A 25467-nucleotide genomic window follows, 5' to 3' on the forward strand; every position below is an offset into this window, starting at 1 on the left:
CCGAGTCGGGCCGTCATACAGGTGCCCCCATGGATTTCAACCCGCTCGACCTTATCCTGCATCTCGATGTGTATCTCGATTTGCTGGTGAACAACTATGGGCCATGGATCTACGCCATCCTGTTTCTGGTGATCTTCTGTGAAACCGGTCTGGTGGTGATGCCGTTCCTGCCGGGTGACTCGCTGCTGTTCATCGCAGGCGCAGTGGCGGCCGGCGGCGGCATGGATCCGGTGCTGCTCGGTGGCCTGCTGATGCTGGCGGCGATCATGGGCGACAGTACCAACTACGTGATCGGACGCACGGCCGGGGAGAAGCTGTTCAGCAACCCGAACTCGAAAATCTTCCGTCGCGACTACCTGCAAAAAACCCACGACTTCTACGACAAGCACGGCGGCAAGACCGTGACCATGGCGCGTTTCCTGCCGATCATCCGCACCTTCGCGCCGTTCGTCGCGGGCGTGGCGCGGATGCCGTACCCGCGTTTCTTCGGCTTCAGCGTGCTCGGCACCATCCTCTGGGTTGGCGGTCTGGTCACCTTGGGTTACTTCTTCGGCAACGTGCCGTTCATCAAGAAAAACCTCTCTCTGCTGGTGGTGGCAATCATCCTGCTGTCGCTGGTGCCGATGATCATCGGCGTGGTGCGCAGCCGGTTCGGCGGCACCAAAGTGCAATCGCACTGATCCGATGTGGTCACTGAGCGCCTGGCGACGCCGGCGCCTCCTGGCCAGGCACCCGATTGCCGACGACCTGTGGCAACGGGTGCGCCATCAACTCTCCTTCCTCGATGGCATCAGCGCTGCTGAAGACCAGTGGTTGCGTGAAGCGTGTGTGCTGTTTCTCGACGACAAACACCTGACCGCCCTGCCCGGCGTCGAACTGCATCAGGAACAACGCCTGCTGCTCGCCGCCCAAGCGCAGTTGCCGTTGCTGCATCTCGGTGATCTGAACTGGTATCAGGGTTTCCACGAGATCGTGCTGTACCCGGATGACTTCCTCAGCCCGCAACGTCATCGCGATGCCAGCGGCGTCGAGCATGAGTGGGACGGCGAACACAGCGGTGAGGCCTGGCAGCAGGGGCCGGTGATTCTCGCCTGGCCCGGCGTACAGGCCAGCGGTGGCTGGGAAGGCTACAACCTGGTGATCCACGAACTGGCGCACAAGCTCGATATGCTCAACGGCGACGCCAACGGCCTGCCGCCACTGCACACCGACATGCGCGTCAGCGACTGGGCCGAAGTGATGCAGGCCGCCTACGACGACCTCAACCGCCAGCTCGACCACGATCCCGACGCCGAAACCGCCATTGATCCCTACGCCGCCGAGAACCCGGCGGAGTTCTTCGCAGTCACCAGCGAATACTTCTTCAGCGCCCCGGATCTGCTCCACGAGGCTTATCCACAGGTCTACTTGCAACTGCAGCTTTTCTACCGGCAGGATCCGTTGGGCAGACTGCGGCAACTTCAGGCCACAGACCCGGTCTATCAGGCGCACGACTAAGCTCTGCACGACTTCTGGTACGTGGCGTCGGCGTAGGAATGTGCCTATAATCGCCGCCACTTTTTGGTCAATCCGGCCAAGTGTTTTTGGTCAACTACGGGGGCAACGCCCAATGAGCTACAGCAAGATTCCGGCTGGCAAAGACCTGCCGAACGACATCTACGTCGCGATCGAGATCCCGGCCAACCACGCGCCGATCAAATACGAAATCGACAAAGACAGCGATTGCCTGTTCGTTGACCGTTTCATGGCCACCCCAATGTTCTACCCGGCCAACTACGGTTACATCCCGAACACCCTGGCTGACGACGGTGATCCCCTCGACGTGCTGGTCGTGACCCCTTACCCGGTTGCTCCAGGCTCGGTGATCCGCGCGCGTCCAGTCGGCATCCTGAACATGACCGACGACGGCGGCGGCGATGCCAAAGTCATCGCAGTGCCACACGACAAGCTGTCGCAGCTGTACGTCGACGTGAAGGAATACACCGACCTGCCACCCCTGCTGATCCAGCAGATCGAGCACTTCTTCGCGAACTACAAGGATCTCGAGAAGGGCAAGTGGGTCAAGATCGAAGGCTGGGCCGGTGCAGACGCCGCCCGCGAAGCGATCACCAAGTCGGTTGCCGCCTACAAGGGCTAAGCCATTGCGCCTTGCGTGACGCTTGAAAAAAACCCCGGATTTCCGGGGTTTTTTGTTATTGGCGTCTGCATAATCGACTCGGTTGTTCTGGTCGATGTAACTCGAAATACACCTTGGTTGGCCCCCTCTCCCTCCGGGAGAGGGTTGGGTGAGGGGCTCTTGAAAAAGCCCGACTAAACAAACCGTTTAAATTCCTACATGCAGTTTTAATCTGTTTAATTTCCCACAAGTACGTCTTACATCCCGTCGCAAAATACAGGCTTTTTTTGAACGCCCGGTTTATTCAAACCGCTCTAGTCCGGCCGTAGACTCCGTGTTTATGAGAAAGAACACTAGCGGTCCACGATTCAAGGCACTCCTGGAAGCAGCGAACATCAGCACCACGGATTTCGCAAGGTTCTGGGGCACGGAAGCCCAAAACGTTCATAACTGGTACACCCGGGGCGTCCCGGCGTATCGCATGGAAGAAGTCTCACGCCTGTTGTCGGTCAATAGTGAATGGCTGAAAACCGGGGAAGGCGTCAAGGAGGTCGCGCGCCTGCACCCACCCGCCAGCAACGGCGACACGTTCGATGCCCAGTCCATCTGCGGCGTCTACACCGTCATCAACCCCAGCGACATCGACCTGGCATTTTTCAAGGAAACCCCGATCGCCAACGGCGACGGCAAAACCCACGTCATACTCGATCCCGACCAATCCCTGCGCCTGCCCCGCGCCCACCTCGATCAACTCGACATCCAGCACGCCAACGCCATCTGTGCGCACATGATCGGCAACAGCATGGCCGATCGCATCGAAGACGGCTCCATCGTCGCCATCGACCGCGGTCTGACCCAGGTCGTCGACGGCGAAATCTACGCCGTAGAGCACGACGGCATGCTGCGCATCAAATACCTGCACCGCATGCCCGGCAACGGCCTGCGCATGCGCAGCCACAACAGCGCCGAATACCCCGACGAGGTCTTCCGGCCGGCGCAGATCGAAGAGCAGCGGATTCACATTCTTGGCTGGGTGTTCTGGTGGTCGACACTGGGCAAGCGCCGGCCGGTGGTGCCGTTTCTATGACAGTTCACTCGACCCTGTGGGAGCGAGCCTGCTCGCGAAGAGGGCCCTGATAACCGGTACAAATCCAGGATTTGTACTGCTTCGGTCGCTCTAAACCGCACTCGAGGCTGGGAATCCAGAGCAAAACTCAGTATCCTGCGCCCCACATTCGCGCATCGACCCGCCCAGCGGCTCGGATGACGCCCGACGCGGCAGACCAACGCCTGACCAAGTCCCACAGCCGGACGCAGATCCGGATGTACGTTTTGAAGGCTGGCGCGGTTTACCAAAAATAAACCAAGCCAGTCCCCGAGAAGCCGGCCACAAGCCGGCTTTTTAATGCCTGCAAAAAGGCTACGCCTCTCGCTTGGAAGGAATCGAACAAGCTGGGCACCACTGTTCCGAAACGCTTCACAAGGAAGTTAAAACGTGCGATTCGCCCCTCGTTTCACACTGCTTGGACCGGTCATCCTGATCGCTGCGATGAGTTTTTATCTCTCAGGCTGCGTCGGTGCCATCGTGGCTTTGCCTGAGAAAACCACACTCAGAACTGACGAGTACAAAGCTCTAAGTGCTCGTTCGCTCACGCCAGCGATTACCCGAACCGCGCAATCAGCGCCTACCCGTGAATGGTGTGGCATCACGGTTTGGGCGTTGATCATTCCTGTTCCGCTGAAATTGCCCGTGTGTACGTCGTATTCCGAGCAGTCCTTTGGCAGTGACGAGTCCGGCAATGAAATTGTTCTGCTCTATTCAAAACAAACGGTGCCGTCGCCATTCTACGCCTGCGGGCCGTTCATGATGCTGGGCCCGATTGTGCATGGTTATCAGGGCAACGCACTTTGCGGCGTTTTTCCAGATTAGCCGGGCTCGCGGATAAATGAACACTAATTACCCCGTTATGCTTGCAGCTAAAAATGATGGCACACTAGAGTCACAGCGATTGTTCTACCAACCCCCACGGATCGAGGGTTTCATCAACGCGGGGCGAGGCGGGAACTGAATCCAGTTCACGTTGATGTACAGGTCAAGGAGACCACAATGTCGGACGCAAACATCAGGGAAAAATACTTCGTTTACCACCTCACCTCCGTTGAGAATCTGGATGGAATTTTCAAGGAAGGCCTAAAGCCTCGGGCCATCCTGGAAAATTTCACCGACGTCGCAGACAGCGAAATCCTCAAAAAGCGCAAAGCGCTCAATCTTGATCGCTATGTTCCATTCCACTGGTTTGCTGCGAATCCTTTTGATGGACGTGTACAGCTCAGTCGGCCCAAAGAGAAATTCGTCCTCATCTCCGTCTTTCGATCATTTGCCAAACAAAACGACTGGAAGATTATTCCGCGTCACCCACTCGCCGATGATGCGATCCAACTGCTCGATTACAACGCAGGTTTTGAAGCAATTAATTGGGAGCTGATGAGTACTCGGGACTATCAGAACCCGGAATGCAAAAGCGTTTGCATGGCCGAATGCCTATCTCCGGAAGTGGTAAACCCGAAAAACTTTTCCAGGATTTATGCTCCCAACGATGAAGTCAGCTCGCTTTGTGAGGCTAAAATGCGCGTGGCAAAGCTTGCGACTCCCATCAGCGTGAATCCCGGAATGTTCTTATAAATGAACTACACCAGCCTGAATCCAGAGAAAGCTCTGATTTGGCGTATCGTCCATCGCGATAACCTGCCCTGGATTCTGGACAACGGTTTGCATTGCCCAACCTCGGAAGCACAGGCGCCTGAGTACGTGAATATCGGCAACGTCGACTTGATCGACAAGCGCCGTTCCCGTCAGGTGCCTATTGCACCCGAGGGCGTTCTGGCCGATTACGTGCCCTTCTATTTCACACCCTTCTCGGTGATGATGCAGAACATTCACTCCGGCTGGAGTGTTCAGCAACGCAGCAACGACGAGATCGTGATTCTGGTCTCAAGCCTGTATCGCGTTAAAGAGCTTGGCCTGCCGTTTGTCTTCACCAACGCACATGCCTATCCGAGTTGGACAAACTATTACAGTGATCTGGCGAATCTCGACCAGATCGATTGGTCTATCCTTCAACGACGCGACTTCAAGCGCGACCCTGATGACCCTCGCAAAATGGAGCGTTATCAGGCTGAGGCGCTGATCCACCATCACTTACCGATTACGGGACTACTGGGCATCATGTGCCACACCGATGCAATGAAAGTACGCATAGAAGCAGACGTCGCAGCCAGAGGCCTGACGTTGCCTGTCCATGCGCGTCCCAAATGGTATTTCCAATGATCAGATTCACCCAAGGCAACCTGCTGGAAGCCAAAACAGAAGCCCTCGTCAACACGGTGAATACCGTAGGCGTGATGGGCAAGGGCATCGCATTGATGTTCAAAGAGCGCTTTGCGCAGAATTACCGCGTGTATGCAGCGGCGTGTAAGGCCGGGGAAGTAGAAACCGGCAAAATGCATGTGACTGCCACCAACGAACTCGACGGCCCTCGCTGGATCGTGAATTTCCCCACCAAGCGACACTGGCGGTCGCCGTCGCAGATGGCATGGATCACCGAAGGTTTGCATGACCTGCGGCGGTTCCTGCTTGAAAACGATGTGAAATCCGTTGCGGTTCCACCGTTAGGTGCTGGTAACGGCGGTTTGAAGTGGCCTGACGTCCGTGAACAGATTGTCGAAGTGTTGGGAGATCTCGATGCTGATGTCTTGGTGTTCGAGCCGTCCAATCAGTACCTGAATGTCGCCAAACGCGCGGGCGTAGAAAAGCTCACGCCAGCCCGGGCGCTTATCGCCGAACTGGTTCGTCGCTACTGGGTTTTAGGCATGGAGTGCAGTCTGCTGGAGATTCAGAAGCTCGCCTGGTTTCTCGAGCGCGCTATCGAGCAGCTGCCAGATACCGAGAACCCTCTGAACCTGAAGTTCGTCGCACATAAATATGGCCCATACGCCAACCGGCTTGAACACCTGCTTGATAACCTCGATGGCAGCTATCTGCACTGTGACAAGCGCATCAGCGACGCAGGCATTAATGATGTGATCTGGTTTGATCAAGATCGCAAAGCGTTTTTACAAACGTATCTCAAGACTGAGGCCAAGGCATATTCGCAAGCGTTGGAACGTACGGCGCAACTGATTGACGGTTTTGAATCGCCATTCGGTATGGAGTTATTGGCCACGGTCGATTGGTTGTTGAGCCAGGAAGGGGTATCTGCGACTGTTCCAGCGCTACGCGAAGCATTGAAGCATTGGGAAGGTGGCGCCGGTGCTGCGGCTCGCAAGAGCAAACTGTTCGATGATCAGGCCCTTGATATTGCGCTCAAGCGCCTGACATCCAGTACTTTCCGGCCTGGATTAGCGGCCTGAAAGACGCTCGATAAAATTGGGCAGCAACCTGCTGCCCAATTTCCGTCACGGATAACTGAACGACTTCACCAACGTCAGCTCCCCCGCCGTCCGCATCGGCACTACAAACGTTTCCATCTTCTCGCTCGGCGTGCCTTCTTCAGTAATCACCGTCACCTGCGCCGTGGTCAGCGCCTGAACCGCTTCATCCCCACCTTCGTCATCTCCGCGATACCCGCCGCCGTAATAATTCACATAGACCAGATATTGCCCTTTGATCGGCGCGGGCATGGCGGCGATTTCCGGGCCGTAGCCGGTGGTGACGTCGACGTCGAGGGCGGCGCCGTTGGCGGCGCTGCGGTTGCCGTACCAGATGTGGGCGCCGTCGGGGGTGACGAGGTGCAGGTCGAGGTCGGTGCCGTCGCTGTCCCAGGCCAGCAGGACGCGCAGTTTGGCCGGGGTGGCGCCGCCGCGGGCGTTGAGGAATTGCGTGCGGTGGCGTTGCTGGCCGTCGGCGCTGCGCACTTCGACGCTGTTGCTGCCGTTGGGGAAGGAGAACGGGCGATCGAAGCCGCCGGCGGGGTCGATTTTCAGCGGCATGCTGACGCCGTTGACGATCAGGCGGCCGGGTTCGTTGTTCTTCGGCACGGCTTTGATCTGGCCGCTGATTCTGGCGGTATTGGCCTGGCCAAGCGGTGTGTTGACCGACGAGGCCGGGTAGTTGACGGTCTGGCGAAAGCTCTCGCCCTCGCCTTGCGGTGCGCCGCTGCGCCAGCCGCCGACCGGGGTGTCGAGTTTGACGCCATCGGCGGCGAACGCTTGCGGCAGTACGTTGAGGGCACAGAGCAGCAGCAAGACCTGTGGATAACGGAGTGTCATGGTCTATTCCAGCAAAAGGTGACGGGCGAGCCCTTCGATGTAGATTTCATCCTGGCCGTTGGGGTGTGCTTCAAAGGCCAGGTGCAGATATTCGTGGGTCAGATCGAGGCGATCCTGCAGGCTCAGCACGCCGCGCACATAAATGCGCTGACGCTCGCGGTCGACGAAGGGCCGGCCGAAGGCGAGTTTGCATACGGCGAAAGTGCTGACTTCGTTGTAGCCGGTTTCGCTTTCAAGCCTCGGACGCCAGCCGCGTCGCTGCTTTTGCAGCCAGTCTTGCGCGGCGGGCAATGCTTCGCAGGAGGCGACCGGGTTGTCCCAACGGCTGAGGCTGGCGCGTGGATAGGCGTGCAGCAGAATCGCGTCGTAACGTTGGCCGGCGTTCGCTTGCTCGACGGCTTGCTGCCAGGCGAGTTTGTCCGGGCCGGGCTGGTCGGAGTGATAGGTGACGGTGCTGCCAGCCAGTACCAGGTCCGCCGTCCACGCCGCGATGTTGCGTGACTCGGCCGAGGCCGGGCGCGGTGCGACGCGCTGGCGATTGCTGCTGTCGTCGATGCCCAGGCAATCGCCGTTGCGTGTGGCGTTTTGCAGCAGATAAGTGCGGATCGCTACGGCCAGGGCCTTGGCGGCTTCGGCAGGTTCCGGTTTGGCTTCGCGCTCAAGGACGCGGGCGACATATTCTTCGCGATCAAGCCTTGCGACGAGTTTGTCGTTAAGCAGAAACAATTCGCCGTCGCTGTGGATGTCCAGCGCGTTGCCGTTGGCGAATTCGACGCGGTAGTCGCCGCGCAATGGCCCGGACGTGGCGACACGATCCCCGACCAGAACCTTCGAAACCGGATATTTCGAAAACAGCCCGACTTCCACACAACGCCCCGCGTCCACCGGCCAAGCCGTCGGCAATACGCTGGCCAACGCTTGGCCGTAATGACGCAGGACCATCTGACTGGTGCCGCGCCCGCCCGCCCAGATCGGTGCGCCGTCGGCGCTCCAGCCGGCGAATCCACCCTGGCGCGATTGTGCATCCTGGTCGTCGAGCCAGCTCCAGGTTTTCACCCGCAGGCGTCCGCCCAACTCGCCGACGACATTGCCGTCCGCCGCGTTCAGCACGACATCGAGCAGCACGCGGCGCATCTGTTCCTGCGCTGGCAGCAACGCCAGAACGCTCAATAACTCGGCAACCGAAACCCTTGTTGCCGGTTGCACGGCTGGCAAATCCAGCAACCACGACGGCGCTTGCCGCGCCTGCCAATACGCTCGCCAATCCGTCGCTGCAATGCCCAACCGGGCCGGTTCGAAATACAGACCGCAGGATTTCACCAGCGCCTGATCCCGCTCTATCCTGCCGCCCGCCGAGCAGCAATAAACTTCTTCTTTGGACTGCCCGCGACATTCATACGCCGGTTCCCGTGCACCGGTATCCACCAGCCACGCGTAGACGAACAACTTCCACAGACTGCCCAGCGGCGCATCCAGCGACGCTGGCAACGGTTCGCGCTTGATCAGTTGCGTCTGACTCAACGACAACAACTCGCCCTGATAGGCCAAGCGCAACGGCTCGTCCTGCGCTGTCGCCAGCGCAGGCATCACACCCATCAGCAGCCACAACAGCGGCCGGCGCATGTCAGTTGACCGTGACCTGACCGAGGGCGGCTTTCGCCTCCTGGGCCTGATGCTGCGGTGCATACACTTGCTTGAAGCGTACCGGCGGCAGGTTGAACTGGCCCTTCTGCGAGAATCGCACCAGATGACGCAGGCGCAACTCGCCACTCAGCGCGTCGACCGGCACCGCGTATGCCAGTTGTCCCGGTTCGAAACGCGCCTTCTCCAGCGCGGTCGGTTCGGTGCCATCATTGCCCTGCAACTTGATGCCCCACGTCGTGCGCTCGACATCCGCGCCCGGTGGCAGCGGCACTTCAAGCATGCCGTAGCGCAGCGGTTTCGGTGCCTTGCTGGTGAGGATCACCTCGTCCAGGTACAGGCTGTCGCTGGACAACGGTTTTGTACCGACCGGCTCGAGTTTGAAGGTAAACGCTTCGTCGCCCGGCACCAGCAGCGACAGGCGCCGGGTGATGGTCACGGCCATCGGATCGACCTGCGGCTGTTGGGTCTGGAAGCTCAGCGCCGCACGCAGCGGCCGCTCTTGCGTGCCGGACACGCTCAGCACGCTCGGCAGCGGCGTCGCACCTTGCCATGTCCAGTACATCTCGCCGCTGGCGCCGTGGTTTTTCTTCCAGCCCTCACCCGGCATCAGCCCGATGGTCGGCGAAGCCTGAGCGATGCTGCGTTGCAGCCAGGTCAGCGCCAGTGCACGTTCCAGCGTCGATTGCTGCGGCAACAGGCGTTGCAACAACGCCGTCGCACGAGCCTGATCAAACGGTTGCAGCGACAGGTTCAGTGCTTCAACGAAGGGCTGCGAGCTGACCGCCAGACGTTGTTGCGCTGCGCCCAGTTGACGATTGAATGCCTCCGGCAAAGCAACTTTCACCTGCGAGGCCAACGATGCAGTGAGTACCCGTGCCGTCGCCAGACCAAGTGCCGAATCCGGGTCGTTCATCACCAGACTGTCCTGGCCGTCGTCGAGCAAGGTTTCGGCAGCGCCTTCACCGGCCTTGGCCAGATCGTCGATCAAACCGCTGAGCAGCGTGTTCACTGGCAGCTGCATCTGTTTGGCGAACGACAGAATCAGCGCCCGTTGCAGCAATGGTGTATTCGGCGCTTGCTTGGCATAGACCTCCAGCACTCGCTGCCAGTGCTCCGGCGGCAGGGTCAGCTCGAGTACGCGGCTGGCGTTCCAGTCGGCGTAATAGGCATAGGCGGTGAGAAATGCATCCGGCTCGCCGTCGTAGCCCCACCAGGTGAAGCTCGCCGACGGCCCGGCCATTTGCACCAGGCGCAGACGACTGTTCTGCATGATCAGGCGCAAGCGATCGCGAATCTGCGGGTTCGAAGCCAGCAATGGATAGGCGATGCTCAACGGCAGCAAGCGACTGGCGGTCTGCTCGACGCCGCCGTACGGGTAGCTCAGCAGATCATCGAGGGCGGAACGGAACAGCGCTTGCGGACTGTCATCCAGACGCAGGCGGATATCCGTGGCATCCGCCGGCAAACTCAATGGCGTATCGCCGCTGACCACTTCGAGGCTTTGTGTCTGGGTGACCTGCCAGCCTTCACCGGTGGCACTCAAGCGCACAGCCAGGGCATCGGCGACTTTGCCATCCTGCACCAACTGCGCCGTCCACTCGCCAGAGGCCAAAGCGAACGCCGGCAGTGGCAGGTAGTTGATGCCGCTGTTCAAAGTCACCGGCAGACGTTGTTCGGTACCGGCATAGTGAGTCACCAGTTCAGCCTTGACCGGTTTCTCTGCCTGACTGAAAGCGAACACGCCCAGTTGCGGCTGATCGCCCTTGCGGAATCTGCTCGGCCCGCTCCACTTGAGGTACAGCGGTTTTTCCGAACGGACAAACTGCTTCTTCTGGCCGACCTGACCGTCATCGGCAATCGCCCGCGCGGTGATGCGCCAGCGGGTCAGCGAGTCCGGCATCTTGAAGGTGAAGCGGGTTTTGCCGTCGGCGCCGGTCAACAACTCCGGCTGCCATGCAGCGGTGTCGACGTCTTCACGGCGCGGACGCTCAAGCACTTTCACGCCGCGCTCGCTGCGATTGGCCTTGCCCGGTGCGCCGGGGCTGCCCGGCAATGCCACGTCGTAGCTGATGAATGACAGGCTGGCACTGGTACGCACGTTGTTGCGCCGTGGGTGATAGAAGAACTGGTCGATGCTCGGCGCGACTTCCGGTTGCAGCGCGTAGACCATTTCGTCAACCACGCTGACCGTCAGATGCGCCGGAACCGCTTTACCGGCGAACTGCGTGGTCAGGTCGACGGTGACCGTATCGCCCGGCAGATACACCGCTTTGTCGGTGCTGATCGCCACGTCGATTTGCGGCGCGACCACTTTGATCCCGGCGTTCTGGAAGCTGTACTGACCGCCCTTGGTGTAGAGCACGGAGAAGGTCAGGTTCGGCGTGAAGTTGTCTTTCACCGCAATGCGCGCGCGGTACTGAGTGTCGCTGAGTTTTTCCAGCGTCAACCAGTCAGCGCCCTTGGCCAGCAGCGCAGTGGCCTCGACCTTGTCGCGCTCCAGCGACAGCAGTGCATCGCTGACCGGCTCAGGGAAGGTGATCAGCGCCAGCGCTTCTTCGCCCGCCTTGTACTCGGGCTTGTCGAGGACGATTTCCACGGTACCCGGCACCGCTTTCACACCGTCGCCGGTGACCGAATGGCCGGTGGCGCCGAGGACGCGACCGTGTTGATCCTTCAGCGTCAGGTTGTAGGTGCCCGGACGTTCGAAGGCGAGGCTGAAGCCTTTGTCCGTTGCGGCGAGTTTGCCTTCGCCGGTGCTCTGATCTTCCAGGCGCACCCAGGCGTAGCTGCTCGGCGTTACGGCTTTGCTTTGTTCGGTGCCACCCTCATTCGCGTAGCTGAAGGCAACCTTGTCACCGACCGCGCTGAACCGCTGCGGCGCGCTCAAGCGGAAACTCGCCGCGCCACGGTCGATGAGGATTTCCTTGGTGGTCTTGACCCGATAAGCCGCGCCGTCGCTGGCAAACACAGTGAGCATGTAGCGGCTGGGCTTGTCGGCGGCTGGCAGATCGAGGGTCGCGTTGCCCTTGCTGTCGGTGGTCAGTTCGGTGCTGGTCAGCTCCACCGGAAATTGCCCGAGGTATTGCAGCTCGTTGTCGACCATCGACAGTTGCTGGGCGCGCAGGCTCAGGCTCAATTTGGCGTTGGCCACCGGTTTGCCGTCCGGGTAGAGCAACACCAGACTGCCTTTCACCGGCTCACCGGTACGGTAATCCTGCTTGGCCAGATTCAGCGAGATTTCGAAGTGCGGCTTGATGTATTCAGCCACACGGAAAGCACTGCTGTAGGCCTGATCCTTGTAGTTGAAACGGATCTCGTAACCACCGGCCACGGCGTTATCCGGCAACTGGAAACGGCCCTGGGTACCTGCTTTCGAATCAAGCTTCAGATCGAGGGTCTGCAATTCGGTCCCCGTGGCATCAAGCACGCTGACACTGACATCCGCCGCACCCGGCAACACCGAATCACGGGCATTCTTGAACTCGCGACCGACGATTTTCAACGACACCCAATCGCCCGGACGATACAGCGGCCGGTCGGTGAAGGCGTAAAGTTTGGTGTCGTAGATTTCGCTGTCGTAGTAGAAGTTTTCCGAGACGAACACGCCGCCCTCTTCGTCCTCGCCGATGACGAACGAGCGCTCCGGGCTGACGTGTTTCAGGCGCAGCAAACCATCGGCATCGGTAGCACCGCTGCTCATCACACCGAGGCCATCGGTCCACAGCACATTGACCTTCGGCACCGAGCTGCCCTCGTGTTTGCGCGCGGCCCAGACCAGTAATTCGTCACCGGCAATCTTGCTCACCGCGACGGTGTTGGAGACGAAAACCATGGTGGTCGCGCGGTACTTGCCGATCAGCGCTTCAACCAGATACAGCCCCGGTTTCAGGTCGCCCAGCGGGATGTACACGTTGCCTGGTGCGACGCTGACAAAGTCGCTGGACGATCCGGCCAGATTGACACCGGCCGGCGGCTGAATCGGCTTGGCCTGCCACAGTGGATAACGGAACTGGCTGACCACCGGCAGACCCGGGATCAGCGCGAATTGCGGCTGCGCGTCGTACGGCGTCGGTGCGGCCATGGCCTCACCCATTTTCAACTCCGGCACTTCTTCGGTGACCTGCTTGCGCGACTCGTAGGAGAACGCACGCTGCATCACCCGCCGGGATTTGCGATACCAGTTGTCCCACAGATAGGCGAGAGTGTTGGACAGACCTTCGCCCTTGAACTGGCCGTCGCTGACGACGCGATGCAGGTTCTTCTGGCGCTTGAGGAAATCCAGCGGCTTGTCGATGCGGTATACGCGAATGTCGGCGCCGCCGTACGGCTCCATGCGAAAGCGCCGGTAGTCACGACCCGGGGCTTCGAGGCGGACCATCGCCGGCTCGTCGCTGGCAAAACTGCTGTCGGCGAGCAGGAAGAAACTCTCACCCGCCACCGGCGTGTAATTGCTCGGCTCCACCGAGTCTTCGGCGTTGACGCAGGAAAACGGCAGCACCAACGCCAACAACAAAGAAATTCGCGAACAGATACGCAACATGCGGGCACCGGTCATTGGGAGAGAAAGTTCAGTCGATAGATGCCGATGAAGTTGGGGTTGGCTGCGTCGGGTATCCATCGGGTGTCCTTCCATGTCATGAGTTGCTGCAGGCTTGCCGAACGCATGCCGTTGTCAGTGGGGGTGGTGGTGCCGGTGTGATAGGCGATGTAGCGGCCCATCCAGATCATCAGGTGCTGGTCGTCGCCCTGATCGAAAAACATCAGGTCACCGGGCCTCGCCTGCGACACATCGCGGCCGACCAGATGGCTGTTGAACTGAATAAGTTTGATCGCGTTGACGTACGGCCCGACCTTGCCGCCGCCCTGCTGCCACTGTTGCGCGAGTTTGCGTTGCGCGTCGCTCAGCGCCAGTTCCGGCGGCAGATAGCGATTGGACAGACCATTGCTGCGCAGCCATTTGTCGTCATGGACTTTCAGCGCTTCGTTGGCGGCAAAGCGCACCAGCCCGGCGCAGTCCTGCTGATACCAGCGCGGGCTCGGGCCTTGGCTGAGCTGCTCTTGAGCGATGCGCACAAACCAGGCGCGGAATACCTGGGATTGCGCCGGGTCGAGCGCTGGAGCTTCAACCGCACGGGCGCCTGCGCTCAGCAGCAACGCAAGCAAGCCGAGGCTGCGGATCAGTGCGCTCACAGCGCTTTCCATTCCAGCGGCAGCCATTGCCAGTGGCCGTCAGGCTCGCTGCCTTCAGGCAGGGTCAGGGCATATTTGCCGTAACCGCCAAGGGTGCGCAGTTTCGGCATCAGGTAGGTTTGCGCAGCGTTGTAGAACACCGGCTCCATGTCCTGGGGCAGGCTGTCGAGGGTTTCGCGCTGCATCAGTTGCGCCATCGCGTCCGGGCCGAAGTAGATCGGCATCAGTACGTCTTTTGGCAAAACGTCGGCCATCGGCGGGAAGCGCTTGTCGAGGGTGCCGAGGGCTTTGTCGACGAGTTTGTCGTCGAGGGAGAACAGCAGCGTCGAGCCGTGACGGGCGAGGCTGACTTTCATGAACGCCTTGCCGGAAATCGCCTCCGGGTTTTCAGCGGTCTTCGCCGCGTACGGACCGAAACTGGAACTTACCTGACGCTGCCAGACGTGGCTCTGGCCTTCCTGCTTGTCGATCACCGGGAATACGCTTTCGGCGACATTCGCTTCGAACGCGCCGACCATCGAGCCGAACAGTTTGCCCAGATCACCGTCAAGCTTGCTGCTGTCCTCGTCTTTGAGGCTGGCGACCAGCAGCGGTGTGTACAACCGCGAATCGGCGTACCAGCACAGGCCGGCCGCGCCAGCGACGTGTTCGGTCAGCGTTTGCGCAACAGCTTCATCGGCACCGAGTTTGATCAATATCGGTTTCTGCGGCTCGGCCGCCACCGGCAGGGTCACGCAAGCGCTCGCCCCCAACGGCATCGCCTGCCAGACCGGTTTGAAATCGAAGTCCGGCTGGTTTTCCAGTTCATCCATGGCCAGATAGCTGTGCCAACCCTTGTCGTCCATGTCGAAACGCAGGCCGGCGAAATTCGGGATGAAGCGCTGATAGCCCATGGCGAGCACGCTGGAATTGACCGACAGACGCTGCTTGGTTTCCGGACTTTTCGCTGGCAAGCCGAACGCTTCGGGGAAGAGTTTTTCACCGTTGAGCAACGCCGCCAGCGCTTGCGCGGAAACGCGGCCCGACTCTTCCGAGACGCCGCTCTCGGGGTCGTAGTACTTGGCTGGATTGGACAACACCACCAGCTTGTCGCCGCGCGACGCGAACAGCAGTGATTTGCTGGCGTTGTAGCTGAGTTGATACAGCGGCACGTCATCGCCGCCGACTTTGAGAGTGCCGAAGATGCTGAGCTGAGTGTCATCCAGCGCCACTTTCGCCAATGGCTCGATCAGCTTGGCCAACCCGCCGCGATCCATCACCAGCAGGAAATCCTTCAAGCGACCATCCGCACCGCGCCACAACGCCACATCGGCCGGTTGATCAAAAAGCTGCTCGATCAGGCTGTCCTGCAATTTGAGGTCATGCTCGTAGATGATCCGGCGCAGGCTGCCGATCAGGCCGAGGCGGTCGGCGTGAGTTTCGTAATAGAAGACGAAATCCTCGGTGAGCGTGGCCTTGAGAAACGGCACCGTCAGCAGGTCCTTGGGCAACTGGCTCAGTGAACGGGTTTCGAGCAAGGCATCCGGACGGCCGAGGCCGAGCTTGTCACTGGCAAGTGTCGCCGGCGGCGCTTTGGGCTTGAGCAGCAGCCAGCCGAAACCGCCCGCCACACCGGCCACCAGGCACAGGCCGAGCAATACCAGCGGCCAGCGCCGCGAAGGTTTGGCCGCCGGTGTCGCGGCAGCTGGAGTCACAGTGTTATCGCTCATGTTCACAACATCCGAGTTCATCCGTGGCAGGATGCTTAATAGTTGAAAGTCTTGACCAGCAGCAGATCACCGATCGCCCGCAGGGGCACGATGAAGGTTTCGCGTTTTTCGTCGACGGTGTTTTCGTTGAGCACCAGGGTGATCTGCGAGGTGATCACCTCGTTCTGATTACTGGTTTCCTCGAAGTTATAGCCACCATCGCCGTAGTTGCCCCAATAGTTGACGTAGACCAGATACGTGCCGTGCAGCGGCGCGGTCATGGTGAACATTTCCGGGCCGGGGCCGTCGACACCATCCGGGTCGAGGCCGCCGCCATTGCTCAGCGCCGGCCGTGCCCAAAAGGCATGCTGACCGTCGGGGGTGACAATATGCAGATCCAGCTCGGCTTTCGGGTCGTCCCATCCCAAGACAAGACGAATCTTCGCCGGCGTGCGCAGATTATTTGCTTCATAAAATTGCACGCGCTTGAGCGACTGGCCCTCGGCGCTGATCACTTCGACGCTGTTGGAACCGGCGCCAAATGCGTAGGGCCGGGCAAAACGTCCCTGATCATCGGTGTACAGATTCAATGGATTGCCGTTGACGGCGAGGCTGTGCGGCGGACGCATGTGCCCGAGGGCTTTGAGCTGGCCCTGGATCATCGTGCGATTGCGCTGAATGCCGCGATCGATCGGCGGTGTCGGGTAGGCGACCTGCGGATTTTCCGAACGATCGAGCAGGCCGTGATAACGCCAGCCGCCGACCGGCTCGGACAACTGCGCAGTCGGCGCGGCCCACAGCGCAGGCGCGCAGGCGAGGCCGATCAGCAGCAAAAGAAATGAACGCATGTGACGCCTCCTGCCATGCCTTGAACGAAACCTTGCACCCGATCCTCGGTACTTCACAGCGGTGAACTGCGTTTCGTCTGAATGCCCCGCAACTGTCGGGGCCGTAGAAGCGGCGAAGAGTAGCGATTCGGCAGTTTTTTAACAATCGGATACATGTGTGATTGCTGTAGGAATCGCGCCATCCGGGTAGACGATGAGCCGAATAGCCGGCATATTCGGCTCACCAAATGAGCCGAATAGCGTTTTTATTCGGCTCACGCTTCTATGACAGGTGATCAATGACCGCGCACTGGATCTGGCAACAACCCGATTGGCCCGACTTCAACTGGCAAGCCGAGCGCCTCGCCCCGCTGCTGCGCGAGTGCGTGCAGACGCAGGGCCGACTCTTGGGAATGGCCGGCTCAGTGGGCGATTCGATGAGCGCACAGAGCGAGCTTGATGCGTTGCTTCAGAACATCGTCACCTCCTCCGCCATCGAAGGTGAGCAACTGAATGTCGGCTCCGTGCGCTCTTCTCTGGCCCGGCGCCTGGGTCTGGAATGGGTTGATCGCGATAGCGTCAGCCAGCGTAGCGAGGGCTTGGCGCAATTGATGCTCGATGCCACCCATGGCTTCGACGAGCCGCTGACCCTGGCCCGATTGCTGGAATGGCACACCTGGCTTTTCCCCGCCGAGGAAGCGATGTTCAGCGCGCGGCCAATACTCGTCGGTACCTTGCGCGGCGACGAACCGATGCAGGTGGTGTCCGGACGACTCGACCGACCAACGGTTCACTTTGAGGCGCCACCGCGCCTAGGGCTGGAACAGCAAATTGAGCGTTTTTTGAGCTGGTTCGAAGCCAGCCGCGATCAGGTTTCGCTGGATCCGCTGTTACGCGCTGGCATCGCGCATTTCTGGTTTGTCACTCTGCACCCTTTCGACGATGGCAACGGTCGTCTGACCCGCACCATCACCGATCTGGCGCTGGCGCAAGGCGAAGCGCAGGCGATCCGCTTCTACGCGATGTCCGCAAGCATTCTCGAGGATCGCGCCGGTTATTACCGGATTCTGGAGTCGAGCCAAAAGGCCACGCTCGATATCACCGAATGGCTGACCTGGTTTTTGCAGACACTGCTGCGCAGCCTGCAGCAAGCCATCACCCGGATAGATTCGGTGTTGGGCAAGACTCGCTTCTGGCAGGCGCACCGCGAATCCGACCTTTCAGCGGAGCAGATCAAAGTGCTCAATCGCTTGCTCGATGGCGGTGAGCGCGGTTTCGAACAGGGCCTCAGCGCAGGGCAATATCAAGCGGTTGCGAAAGTTTCCAAAGCCACCGCGACGCGGCATCTGGCGGAGTTGCTGGACAAGGGCTGCCTGCAACGCCTGCCGGGCGGCGGACGCAGTACGCGTTACAAAATCAACTATCCGGATTGACTCGCCGACCGTTATGGAGAGGCTTGGCGACGGCCCGCTCATTTGCCCATACCCCCCCTATCTGCTAGTGTCGCGCCGGTTTAACGTCTACCGGAATTTGCCGCCATGGCCCGCAAAAAAGCTGCACTGGATTTCGAACAATCCCTCGCCGACCTGCAAACACTGGTCGAGCGTCTGGAGAACGGTGAATTGTCGCTGGAAGACTCGCTGACCGCTTTCGAGCAGGGCATCGGCCTGACCCGTGACTGCCAGGCGGCGCTGGCCCAGGCCGAGCAGAAAGTGCAGGTGCTGCTGGAGCGTGATGGCGAGCTCGCCGAGGAACCCTTCGACGCGGATGAGCCAGAATGATCGCGGCGTATTCGGCGAGCAGTCAGGCCCGGGTCAACGCGGCGCTGGAAACGCTGTTCAACGCGCCGCTGCCGGAACTGGCGCGGCTCTACGAAGCGATGCGCTACAGCGTGATGAACGGCGGCAAGCGCGTGCGCCCGTTGCTGGCTTACGCGGCGTGCGAAGCCCTCGGCGCAAAGGCTGAACAGGCCAGCGGCGCGGCCTGTGCGGTCGAGTTGATCCACGCCTACTCGCTGGTGCACGACGATTTGCCGGCGATGGACGATGACGATCTGCGTCGCGGCCAGCCGACGACCCACAAGAAATTCGACGAAGCCTGCGCGATCCTCGCCGGTGACGGCTTGCAGAGCCTGGCCTTCAGCGCCCTGCTCGACCCGCGCCTGAGCGATTGCAGCAGCGAAATCCGTCTGCAGATGGTCACTGCGCTGGCCCATGCAGCCGGCCCTGCGGGCATGGTCGGTGGTCAGGCCATCGATCTGGGTTCGGTCGGTCTCAAACTCGATCAAACAGCCCTCGAACAAATGCACCGGCACAAGACCGGCGCGCTGATTGAAGTCAGCGTCAGGCTCGGCGCCCTGGCCAGCGGCCGCGCCCAGCCTGATCAGCTTCAGGCGTTGCAGACTTATGCACAGGCCATCGGTCTGGCCTTTCAGGTGCAGGACGATATCCTCGACGTGGAAAGCGATACCGCGACCCTCGGCAAACGTCAGGGCGCCGATATCGCCCGCGACAAGCCGACCTACCCGGCCCTGCTCGGCCTCGACGCCGCCAAGGCCTATGCTCTGGAACTGCGCGATCAGGCCTTGCAGGCGCTGCGACCGTTTGACGCGGCCGCCGAGCCGTTGCGCGAGCTGGCCCGGTATATCGTCGAGCGGCGCAACTGACGGCGTATCGGCCAAAAAAGACCAACGCGTGGGCAGGGGGCGATGCATCAGGTAAACTGCCGCATCTTTTATACCTATAACGATTCGCCTGATGCCCACGACGTTTCATGAGATTCCCCGCAAGCGCCCGACCACGCCCCTGCTCGACCGCGCGAACACGCCGGACGGCCTGCGCCGGTTAGGCGAAGCCGAGCTGGAAACCCTGGCCGATGAGTTGCGCCTGGAATTGCTCTACACGGTCGGCCAGACCGGTGGGCATTTCGGTGCCGGCCTGGGCGTGATCGAGCTGACCATCGCGCTGCATTACGTCTTCGACACCCCGGACGACCGTCTGCTGTGGGACGTCGGGCATCAGGCGTATCCGCACAAGATCCTCACCGGTCGCCGCGAGCGCATGGCCAGCCTGCGTCAAAAGGACGGCATTGCCGCATTCCCGCGCCGCTCCGAGAGCGAGTACGACACCTTTGGCGTCGGCCACTCCAGCACTTCGATCAGCGCCGCGCTGGGCATGGCCATTGCCGCCCGCCTGCAGGACAGCGATCGCAAGGCTATCGCCGTGATCGGCGACGGCGCGCTGACCGCCGGCATGGCTTTCGAGGCGCTCAACCATGCGCCGGAAGTCAACGCCAACATGCTGGTGATCCTCAACGACAACGATATGTCGATCTCGCGCAACGTCGGCGGGTTGTCGAATTATCTGGCGAAGATCCTGTCCAGCCGCACCTACGCGAGCATGCGCGAGGGCAGCAAGAAAGTCCTTTCGCGCCTGCCCGGCGCGTGGGAAATCGCCCGTCGCACCGAAGAATATGCCAAGGGCATGCTGGTCCCCGGCACCCTGTTCGAAGAGCTGGGCTGGAACTACATCGGCCCGATCGACGGCCACGATCTGCCCACCTTGATCGCCACGCTGCGCAACATGCGCGATCTCAAAGGCCCGCAGTTCCTGCACATCGTCACCAAGAAAGGCAAAGGCTTCGCCCCGGCGGAAGTCGACCCGATCGGTTACCACGCCATCACCAAACTCGAACCTTTGGACGCTCCCGCCGCTGCGCCGAAAGCCGTCAGCGGGCCGAAGTATTCGGCGGTGTTTGGCGAGTGGCTGTGTGACATGGCGGCGGCTGACGCTCGTCTGGTCGGAATTACCCCGGCGATGAAGGAAGGCTCGGATCTGGTGGCGTTCAGCGAGCGCTTCCCCGAGCGTTATTTCGACGTGGCGATTGCTGAGCAGCACGCGGTAACGTTCGCCGCCGGCATGGCCTGCGAAGGCGCGAAACCGGTGGTGGCGATCTATTCGACATTCCTGCAACGCGGTTACGACCAACTGGTACACGATGTCGCGGTGCAGAACCTCGACGTGCTGTTCGCCATCGACCGTGCCGGCCTGGTCGGCGAAGACGGCCCGACCCACGCTGGCAGCTACGACCTGTCGTACCTGCGCTGCATCCCGGGCATGGTCATCATGACCCCGAGCGATGAAAACGAACTGCGCAAGATGCTCACCACCGGCCACCTCTACAACGGCCCGGCGGCGGTGCGTTACCCACGCGGCAGCGGGCCGAATGCAATCATCGAAAAAGATCTCGAACCGATCGAAATCGGCAAGGGCATCGTCCGTCGTCAGGGCAGCAAGGTCGCCATGCTGGTGTTCGGCGTGCAACTGAGCGAAGCCTTGAAAGTCGCCGAGAAACTCGATGCCACCGTGGTCGACATGCGTTTCGTCAAACCGCTGGATGAAGCGCTGGTACGCGAGATCGCCGCTAGCCACGAGTTGCTGGTGACCATCGAAGAGAACGCAATCATGGGCGGCGCCGGTGGCGCGGTCAGCGAATTCCTCGCCCGCGAGAACATTCTCAAGTCGATGCTGCATCTGGGCTTGCCGGACATTTACGTCGAGCATGCGAAACCGGCGCAGATGCTTGCCGAGTGCGGGCTGGATGAGGCCGGGATCGAAGCGTCGATTCGCCAGCGCCTGGCATTGCTCGCCCAATAAACGCAATACCCTTGTGGGAGCGAGCCTGCTCGCGAAAGCGGACTGTCAGTCAAAGACGAACTGACTGATACACCGCCTTCGCGAGCAGGCTCGCTCCCACATTTGATTTGTGTACACCTGAAACTCCCGTTGGACTGTCCATGAACCTCTCGCGCCTCGCCCTGCCCTTCCTCCTGCTGCCAACCGCCAGCGCCCTTGCCGATACATTCGAACGCGATCAGGCGCTGAAGCTGCCGGACACGCTGATCAGCGCCAATCGTCAGGTCGAGGCGCGCAACGACAGCAGCGCCGCCAACACCGTGTTCACCCGCGAAGACATCGATCGCCTGCAACCAAGCGACGTGCCCGATCTGCTGCGGCGCGTGCCCGGCGTGCAAGTGGCGCAGACCGGCGGGCGCGGCAGTCTGCCGGGGGTCTACATTCGCGGCACGCAATCGGCGCAGAGCCTGGTGCTGGTCGATGGCCAGCGCATCGGCAACTCGACTTCCGGCGACAGCAACCTGCAGCATCTGAACATCGAGCAGATCGAGCGCGTTGAAGTGCTGCGCGGTTCGCGCTCGGTGATTTACGGCAGCGACGCGATTGGCGGGGTGATTCAGATCTTCACCCGGCGCGGCACCGAGCAAGGCTTGCAGCCACGCCTGCATCTGGGCTTCGGCAGTCAGCAGACATGGGAACGCAGCCTCGGCTTGTCCGGCGGCGACGACAAAACCCGCTTCGACCTCGGCGCCAGCCTCGACGAAACGGCCGGGCTCGACCGTACCCACGAGTCGTATCCAAGCGACAGCGACCATGACGCCTACCGCAACAAATCCCTGAGCCTGAGCCTCAGCCACGCGCTGACCGATGACGTCGAAGTCGGCGCCAATCTGCTGGATAACCGTGGCAGGAGCGAATTCGACAACCCGTTCGGCCGCTTCGACATGGACACTTTCGAGTCGGTGCAACAGCAGCCATACAGTGATTTCAATGTCAGCAGCCTCAGCAGTTATGTCGATGCGCGGGTCAACGAAACCTGGAAAACCCGCGTCGAATTCGGCCACAGCGAAAACCGCGAAAAGACCTTCGACAAGCTCAGCGACGAGCGCACGGTGTTCAACACCTATCGCGACTCGGTGAACTGGCAGAACGACCTGACGCTGGACGCTCGCAACAGCCTGATTCTGGGCGGCGACTGGTACGAAGACCGGGTCAACAGCAGCACTGCGTTTGACGAGGACAGCCGCTGGAATCGCGCAGCGTTCATCCAGCATCGCTATCAGGCCGACAGCTTCTCCACCGAGATCGGCCTGCGCCACGACGACAACCAGCAGTTCGGCAGCCAGAACACCTGGAGCGGCACTTTCACCCTGCCGCTGAACTCGGACAACGACGTGCTGCTGAGCTACAGCGAAGGGTTCCGTGCGCCGACCTTCAACGACCTGTACTACCCGGATTTCAGCAATCCCGACCTGAAACCGGAAACTTCGAAAAGCTACGAACTGCAATGGCGCAGCCAGTTGAGCGACAGCGCGCGGCTGGAAGCCTCGATTTACCGCACCGACCTGGAAGACGCGATCATCTTCGGCAGCAACTCACGCCCACAGAACGTTGCGTCAGCGCGCATCAACGGTTTTGAAGCAGCGTTGAAGCAGGAGCTGTTTGGCTGGCAGAGCAATCTTGGCGTGGCAATCATTGATCCACGTGATCGCGATACCGGGCACACACTGGCACGGCGGGCGCGGCGCACGGCCAGTTGGGATGTGGATCGGCAGTTTGATCGCTTGGGACTCGGCGCCAGTTGGCAATTGGTCAGCGGCAGTTACGACGACTTGAACAACACCCAGTCGCTGGGTGGCTACGGCACGCTCGGGCTGCGCAGCAGTTGGGCGCTGAACCGTGAGATCAAGCTGGATCTGAAGGTGGATAACCTGCTGGACAAGGGCTACAGCCGGGCGAATTACAGCTATGAAGACGCGCAGTATGGCTATCGTGAGGAAGGTCGGGCGTGGATGTTCGGGGTGACGTGGACCCCTGAACTCTGAGCTGAGATTTGTATTGGCTGGCTGACCTCTTCGCGAGCAGGCTCGCTCCCACAGTAGACTGAGTGCGGCCACACAGTTTGTTTTCAGCGAAAATCCAGTGTGGGAGCGAGCCTGCTCGCGAATACAGGCGATGCGGTCTACCGATCCGGCGCGATCAATTGGCATAGTTTGGCGGTGGCGCTGATCATCTGCCCGCTCGGTCGCTCAAGGCCTTTGTCAGTGACCAATAGCAGTCTCCCCTGCCTGACCGCCGCCACCTGCGGCCAGGTTTTCCACGCCCCTAGCTGCGCCTGATCACCGGCGACAATCACTTCCGGATCACTCTGCAACACCGCCTCGATACTCACCTGCGGTGCCGGCAGATTCAGCTCGGCGAAGACATTGCGCGCGCCGCACACCTCAAGCGCATCGCTGATGATCTGCCCACCACCCACGGTGTATAGCGGTTTGTCCCAGACTTGATAAAAAACCCGCAGCGGCACATCACGACGATAACGCTGACGAAGGTCATCCAGTTGTTTGCGCAATTCGGCCGCCCGTTGCGCCCCGCGTTCAGGACGCCCGAGCTGTTCGGCAATGGCTTCGATCTGCGCCGCGAGTTGCGTCAACGTGTGCGGTTCGGCGACGAAGGTCGGAATGTTCAGGCGCTTGAGCTGATCACGCTGCCCGGCGCCAACACTGCCGGGCCAGAGCAGCAGCAAATCCGGTTTCAGGCTGAGCAAGCGCTCCATGTCGAGCTGGCCGTAGCGGCCCACAGATGGAACATCGGCAATGGCAGCCGGCCGCTCGCCCGCATCCAGCACGCCGACCAGCAGGTCAGCAGAATCCAGTTCAACGACGATTTCAGACAGTGAGGGGGCGAGGCTGACCACCCGCAATGCAGCCAGCACCGGGCTGCTCAGAACGAGCAGCACAACCGCCAGCCACAGGCGAGGCATCAACCGAGTTGACGCGGAATACGATAGAGGTAGAACAGCACGGCGGTGGACAGCGCCAGCAACATCAACGGCACGGCTTCGAGGCCGACGAATACCGCCAGTGCGCCAATCCAGGCCGGCAAGGACGCTACCAGCAACGCCGTACGCCGACGCGCCGCAAGGGCAATCCAGGCGGCGGGTTCTTCGGCGGTATCGAGGGCTTTTTGCGTGGCGATCAGGGCGTGTTTGTAGCGGGCGAAATACTTCAGGCTGACAAACATCGAGGCGACGCCGGCGATGAACAAAGGCATTGCCAGCACTGGCAGCAGGCCCTGCCCTTCACCGAACAGCGCGTTGAGCACGAACAGCGGCAACAGCGCCAGCGCCAGGTATTGCCACCAGGCCACCGACAACCGCCGCCGCACCTGGCCGCGGGTCACGCGCGGTCGACCTCGCCCTGATGCTCGTTGCCCATCATGTGGTCGAGCTTGCTGGCCTTGGTCGCCAGGTAGAGTTTGTTGTGCGGATTGTGGCCGGTGTGCAGCGGCACGCGCTCGGCGACGACGATGCCCATGTCGGTCAGCGCTTTGACCTTGCGCGGGTTGTTGGTCATCAGGCGCAGGGATTTCACGCCCAGATGCTCAAGCATCGGCAGGCACATGGCGTAGTCGCGCTGATCGGCGGCAAAGCCCAGACGCTCGTTGGCTTCGACGGTATCGGCGCCGCCGTCCTGCAACTCGTAAGCGCGGATCTTGTTCAGCAGACCGATGCCGCGTCCTTCCTGACGCAGATACAGCAGCACGCCACGGCCTTCGCGGGCAATCGCCTGCAACGCGGCTTCCAGTTGCGAGCCGCAGTCGCAACGCTGGCTGAACAAGGCATCGCCGGTCAGGCATTCGGAATGCAGGCGACCGAGTACCGGGGCGCCATCGGCAATTTCACCGAGGCTCAGCACGACGTGCTCACGCCCGGTGCTCTCATCGAGAAAGCCGTGCATGGTGAATTGCGCAAAAGGCGTTGGCAGCTTGGAAGCGGCGACGAAGACGACAGGCACCGATGTGCTCCTGATCTAGAAGACTGAAAATTCGCAGGCGGGCATTGTAACAGCAGGTTCCTGTGGACGCTTAGGCTGAATTAT

22 protein-coding genes are annotated in these 25467 nt (G+C 60.7%); 13 read left to right on the forward strand and 9 right to left on the reverse strand.

Features of this window, described 5'->3' with window-relative positions:
* The first annotated feature begins 29 nt into the window (after window positions 1-29).
* The 8 genes from ACYSTU_RS21705 (at window position 30) to darG (ending at window position 6526) form a co-directional block, all read left to right on the forward strand.
* A complete protein-coding gene (locus ACYSTU_RS21705) occupies window positions 30-680 on the forward strand; it encodes a DedA family protein (RefSeq protein WP_016773001.1) in 651 nt (216 codons plus the stop codon).
* A 4-nt stretch (window positions 681-684) separates the two neighbouring features.
* Window positions 685-1497, forward strand: a complete 813-nt coding sequence (locus ACYSTU_RS21710) for a M90 family metallopeptidase (protein WP_016773000.1) — start codon at window positions 685-687, stop codon at window positions 1495-1497.
* Window positions 1498-1609: 112 nt separating this feature from the next.
* Window positions 1610-2137: an inorganic diphosphatase gene (gene ppa, locus ACYSTU_RS21715; protein ID WP_003205933.1), complete on the forward strand. Its 528-nt coding sequence runs from the start codon at window positions 1610-1612 to the stop codon at window positions 2135-2137.
* Between the two features lie 319 nt (window positions 2138-2456).
* Window positions 2457-3203, forward strand: coding sequence for a S24 family peptidase (locus tag ACYSTU_RS21720; protein ID WP_073475694.1), 747 nt, complete (start codon window positions 2457-2459; stop codon window positions 3201-3203).
* A 408-nt stretch (window positions 3204-3611) separates the two neighbouring features.
* Window positions 3612-4046, forward strand: coding sequence for a hypothetical protein (locus ACYSTU_RS21725; protein ID WP_225914394.1), 435 nt, complete (start codon window positions 3612-3614; stop codon window positions 4044-4046).
* Between the two features lie 177 nt (window positions 4047-4223).
* Window positions 4224-4799: a DarT ssDNA thymidine ADP-ribosyltransferase family protein gene (locus ACYSTU_RS21730; RefSeq protein ID WP_024014471.1), complete on the forward strand. Its 576-nt coding sequence runs from the start codon at window positions 4224-4226 to the stop codon at window positions 4797-4799.
* Window positions 4800-5444, forward strand: coding sequence for a type II toxin-antitoxin system toxin DNA ADP-ribosyl transferase DarT (gene darT / locus ACYSTU_RS21735; protein ID WP_217878884.1), 645 nt, complete (start codon window positions 4800-4802; stop codon window positions 5442-5444).
* Window positions 5441-6526, forward strand: a complete 1086-nt coding sequence (darG, locus tag ACYSTU_RS21740; RefSeq protein WP_125918227.1) for a type II toxin-antitoxin system antitoxin DNA ADP-ribosyl glycohydrolase DarG — start codon at window positions 5441-5443, stop codon at window positions 6524-6526. Before darT ends, darG begins: the two co-directional genes overlap by 4 nt.
* Before the next feature lie 45 nt (window positions 6527-6571).
* On the opposite strand, the gene ACYSTU_RS21745 is transcribed toward darG, so the two are convergent.
* The 6 genes from ACYSTU_RS21745 to ACYSTU_RS21770 are packed head-to-tail and all read right to left on the reverse strand — an operon-like array spanning window position 6572 to window position 16754.
* Window positions 6572-7384 (reverse strand): YfaP family protein, encoded by an 813-nt coding sequence (locus ACYSTU_RS21745; protein WP_110602926.1) that lies wholly within the window; start codon window positions 7382-7384, stop codon window positions 6572-6574.
* 3 nt (window positions 7385-7387) lie between these two features.
* Complete coding sequence (locus tag ACYSTU_RS21750; RefSeq protein ID WP_217878885.1) at window positions 7388-9007, reverse strand: DUF2300 domain-containing protein; 1620 nt, start codon at window positions 9005-9007, stop codon at window positions 7388-7390.
* Window position 9008: 1 nt separating this feature from the next.
* Window positions 9009-13583, reverse strand: a complete 4575-nt coding sequence (locus ACYSTU_RS21755; RefSeq protein ID WP_499001539.1) for an alpha-2-macroglobulin family protein — start codon at window positions 13581-13583, stop codon at window positions 9009-9011.
* A complete protein-coding gene (locus ACYSTU_RS21760; protein WP_217878887.1) occupies window positions 13580-14230 on the reverse strand; it encodes a DUF1175 domain-containing protein in 651 nt (216 codons plus the stop codon). The genes ACYSTU_RS21755 and ACYSTU_RS21760 overlap by 4 nt, the downstream gene beginning before the upstream one ends.
* Complete coding sequence (locus ACYSTU_RS21765; RefSeq protein ID WP_217878888.1) at window positions 14215-15927, reverse strand: DUF2138 domain-containing protein; 1713 nt, start codon at window positions 15925-15927, stop codon at window positions 14215-14217. Before ACYSTU_RS21765 ends, ACYSTU_RS21760 begins: the two co-directional genes overlap by 16 nt.
* A 35-nt stretch (window positions 15928-15962) precedes the next feature.
* Window positions 15963-16754 carry a YfaP family protein gene (locus ACYSTU_RS21770; RefSeq protein ID WP_024014479.1) on the reverse strand — a complete coding sequence of 264 codons (792 nt, stop codon included), beginning with the start codon at window positions 16752-16754 and terminating at the stop codon, window positions 15963-15965.
* 278 nt (window positions 16755-17032) lie between these two features.
* Between ACYSTU_RS21770 and ACYSTU_RS21775 the strand changes: the two genes are divergently transcribed.
* The 5 genes from ACYSTU_RS21775 to ACYSTU_RS21795 all read left to right on the forward strand — a co-directional run bounded on the left by ACYSTU_RS21775 (window position 17033) and on the right by ACYSTU_RS21795 (window position 23412).
* A complete protein-coding gene (locus ACYSTU_RS21775) occupies window positions 17033-18166 on the forward strand; it encodes a Fic family protein (RefSeq protein ID WP_499001543.1) in 1134 nt (377 codons plus the stop codon).
* Window positions 18167-18271: 105 nt separating this feature from the next.
* Entirely contained in the window at window positions 18272-18514 is a 243-nt protein-coding gene (locus ACYSTU_RS21780) for an exodeoxyribonuclease VII small subunit (protein ID WP_016772991.1), read from the forward strand.
* Window positions 18511-19398, forward strand: coding sequence for a (2E,6E)-farnesyl diphosphate synthase (gene ispA, locus ACYSTU_RS21785; RefSeq protein WP_122610993.1), 888 nt, complete (start codon window positions 18511-18513; stop codon window positions 19396-19398). The genes ACYSTU_RS21780 and ispA overlap by 4 nt, the downstream gene beginning before the upstream one ends.
* Before the next feature lie 91 nt (window positions 19399-19489).
* Window positions 19490-21388 (forward strand): 1-deoxy-D-xylulose-5-phosphate synthase, encoded by a 1899-nt coding sequence (gene dxs, locus ACYSTU_RS21790; protein WP_217878890.1) that lies wholly within the window; start codon window positions 19490-19492, stop codon window positions 21386-21388.
* A 140-nt stretch (window positions 21389-21528) separates the two neighbouring features.
* Window positions 21529-23412 carry a TonB-dependent receptor domain-containing protein gene (locus ACYSTU_RS21795; RefSeq protein ID WP_499001548.1) on the forward strand — a complete coding sequence of 628 codons (1884 nt, stop codon included), beginning with the start codon at window positions 21529-21531 and terminating at the stop codon, window positions 23410-23412.
* Between the two features lie 137 nt (window positions 23413-23549).
* Here the strand turns inward: ACYSTU_RS21795 and ACYSTU_RS21800 are convergent, their stop codons facing one another.
* From ACYSTU_RS21800 to ribA, 3 genes are read right to left on the reverse strand one after another with little or no spacing between them, the layout of a single operon-like run.
* Window positions 23550-24350, reverse strand: coding sequence for a cobalamin-binding protein (locus ACYSTU_RS21800; RefSeq protein WP_136494097.1), 801 nt, complete (start codon window positions 24348-24350; stop codon window positions 23550-23552).
* Window positions 24350-24769 carry an MFS transporter gene (locus ACYSTU_RS21805; protein WP_073475718.1) on the reverse strand — a complete coding sequence of 140 codons (420 nt, stop codon included), beginning with the start codon at window positions 24767-24769 and terminating at the stop codon, window positions 24350-24352. Before ACYSTU_RS21805 ends, ACYSTU_RS21800 begins: the two co-directional genes overlap by 1 nt.
* Window positions 24766-25383, reverse strand: a complete 618-nt coding sequence (ribA, locus tag ACYSTU_RS21810) for a GTP cyclohydrolase II (RefSeq protein WP_024014485.1) — start codon at window positions 25381-25383, stop codon at window positions 24766-24768. Before ribA ends, ACYSTU_RS21805 begins: the two co-directional genes overlap by 4 nt.
* Window positions 25384-25467: the final 84 nt, after the last annotated feature.

This window comes from Pseudomonas glycinis (assembly GCF_054871425.1).

What these genes read in the sequence shown, in the direction of transcription:
- ACYSTU_RS21705 (WP_016773001.1), top strand. Translation starts at nt 30, where the DNA reads ATGGATTTCAACCCGCTCGACCTTATCCTGCATCTCGATGTGTATCTC.
- ACYSTU_RS21710 (WP_016773000.1), top strand. Translation starts at nt 685, where the DNA reads ATGTGGTCACTGAGCGCCTGGCGACGCCGGCGCCTCCTGGCCAGGCAC.
- ppa (WP_003205933.1), top strand. Translation starts at nt 1,610, where the DNA reads ATGAGCTACAGCAAGATTCCGGCTGGCAAAGACCTGCCGAACGACATC.
- ACYSTU_RS21720 (WP_073475694.1), top strand. Translation starts at nt 2,457, where the DNA reads ATGAGAAAGAACACTAGCGGTCCACGATTCAAGGCACTCCTGGAAGCA.
- ACYSTU_RS21730 (WP_024014471.1), top strand. Translation starts at nt 4,224, where the DNA reads ATGTCGGACGCAAACATCAGGGAAAAATACTTCGTTTACCACCTCACC.
- darT (WP_217878884.1), top strand. Translation starts at nt 4,800, where the DNA reads ATGAACTACACCAGCCTGAATCCAGAGAAAGCTCTGATTTGGCGTATC.
- darG (WP_125918227.1), top strand. Translation starts at nt 5,441, where the DNA reads ATGATCAGATTCACCCAAGGCAACCTGCTGGAAGCCAAAACAGAAGCC.
- ACYSTU_RS21745 (WP_110602926.1), bottom strand. Translation starts at nt 7,384, where the DNA reads ATGACACTCCGTTATCCACAGGTCTTGCTGCTGCTCTGTGCCCTCAAC.
- ACYSTU_RS21750 (WP_217878885.1), bottom strand. Translation starts at nt 9,007, where the DNA reads ATGCGCCGGCCGCTGTTGTGGCTGCTGATGGGTGTGATGCCTGCGCTG.
- ACYSTU_RS21755 (WP_499001539.1), bottom strand. Translation starts at nt 13,583, where the DNA reads ATGACCGGTGCCCGCATGTTGCGTATCTGTTCGCGAATTTCTTTGTTG.
- ACYSTU_RS21760 (WP_217878887.1), bottom strand. Translation starts at nt 14,230, where the DNA reads ATGGAAAGCGCTGTGAGCGCACTGATCCGCAGCCTCGGCTTGCTTGCG.
- ACYSTU_RS21765 (WP_217878888.1), bottom strand. Translation starts at nt 15,927, where the DNA reads ATGAGCGATAACACTGTGACTCCAGCTGCCGCGACACCGGCGGCCAAA.
- ACYSTU_RS21770 (WP_024014479.1), bottom strand. Translation starts at nt 16,754, where the DNA reads ATGCGTTCATTTCTTTTGCTGCTGATCGGCCTCGCCTGCGCGCCTGCG.
- ACYSTU_RS21775 (WP_499001543.1), top strand. Translation starts at nt 17,033, where the DNA reads ATGACCGCGCACTGGATCTGGCAACAACCCGATTGGCCCGACTTCAAC.
- ACYSTU_RS21780 (WP_016772991.1), top strand. Translation starts at nt 18,272, where the DNA reads ATGGCCCGCAAAAAAGCTGCACTGGATTTCGAACAATCCCTCGCCGAC.
- ispA (WP_122610993.1), top strand. Translation starts at nt 18,511, where the DNA reads ATGATCGCGGCGTATTCGGCGAGCAGTCAGGCCCGGGTCAACGCGGCG.
- dxs (WP_217878890.1), top strand. Translation starts at nt 19,490, where the DNA reads ATGCCCACGACGTTTCATGAGATTCCCCGCAAGCGCCCGACCACGCCC.
- ACYSTU_RS21795 (WP_499001548.1), top strand. Translation starts at nt 21,529, where the DNA reads ATGAACCTCTCGCGCCTCGCCCTGCCCTTCCTCCTGCTGCCAACCGCC.
- ACYSTU_RS21800 (WP_136494097.1), bottom strand. Translation starts at nt 24,350, where the DNA reads ATGCCTCGCCTGTGGCTGGCGGTTGTGCTGCTCGTTCTGAGCAGCCCG.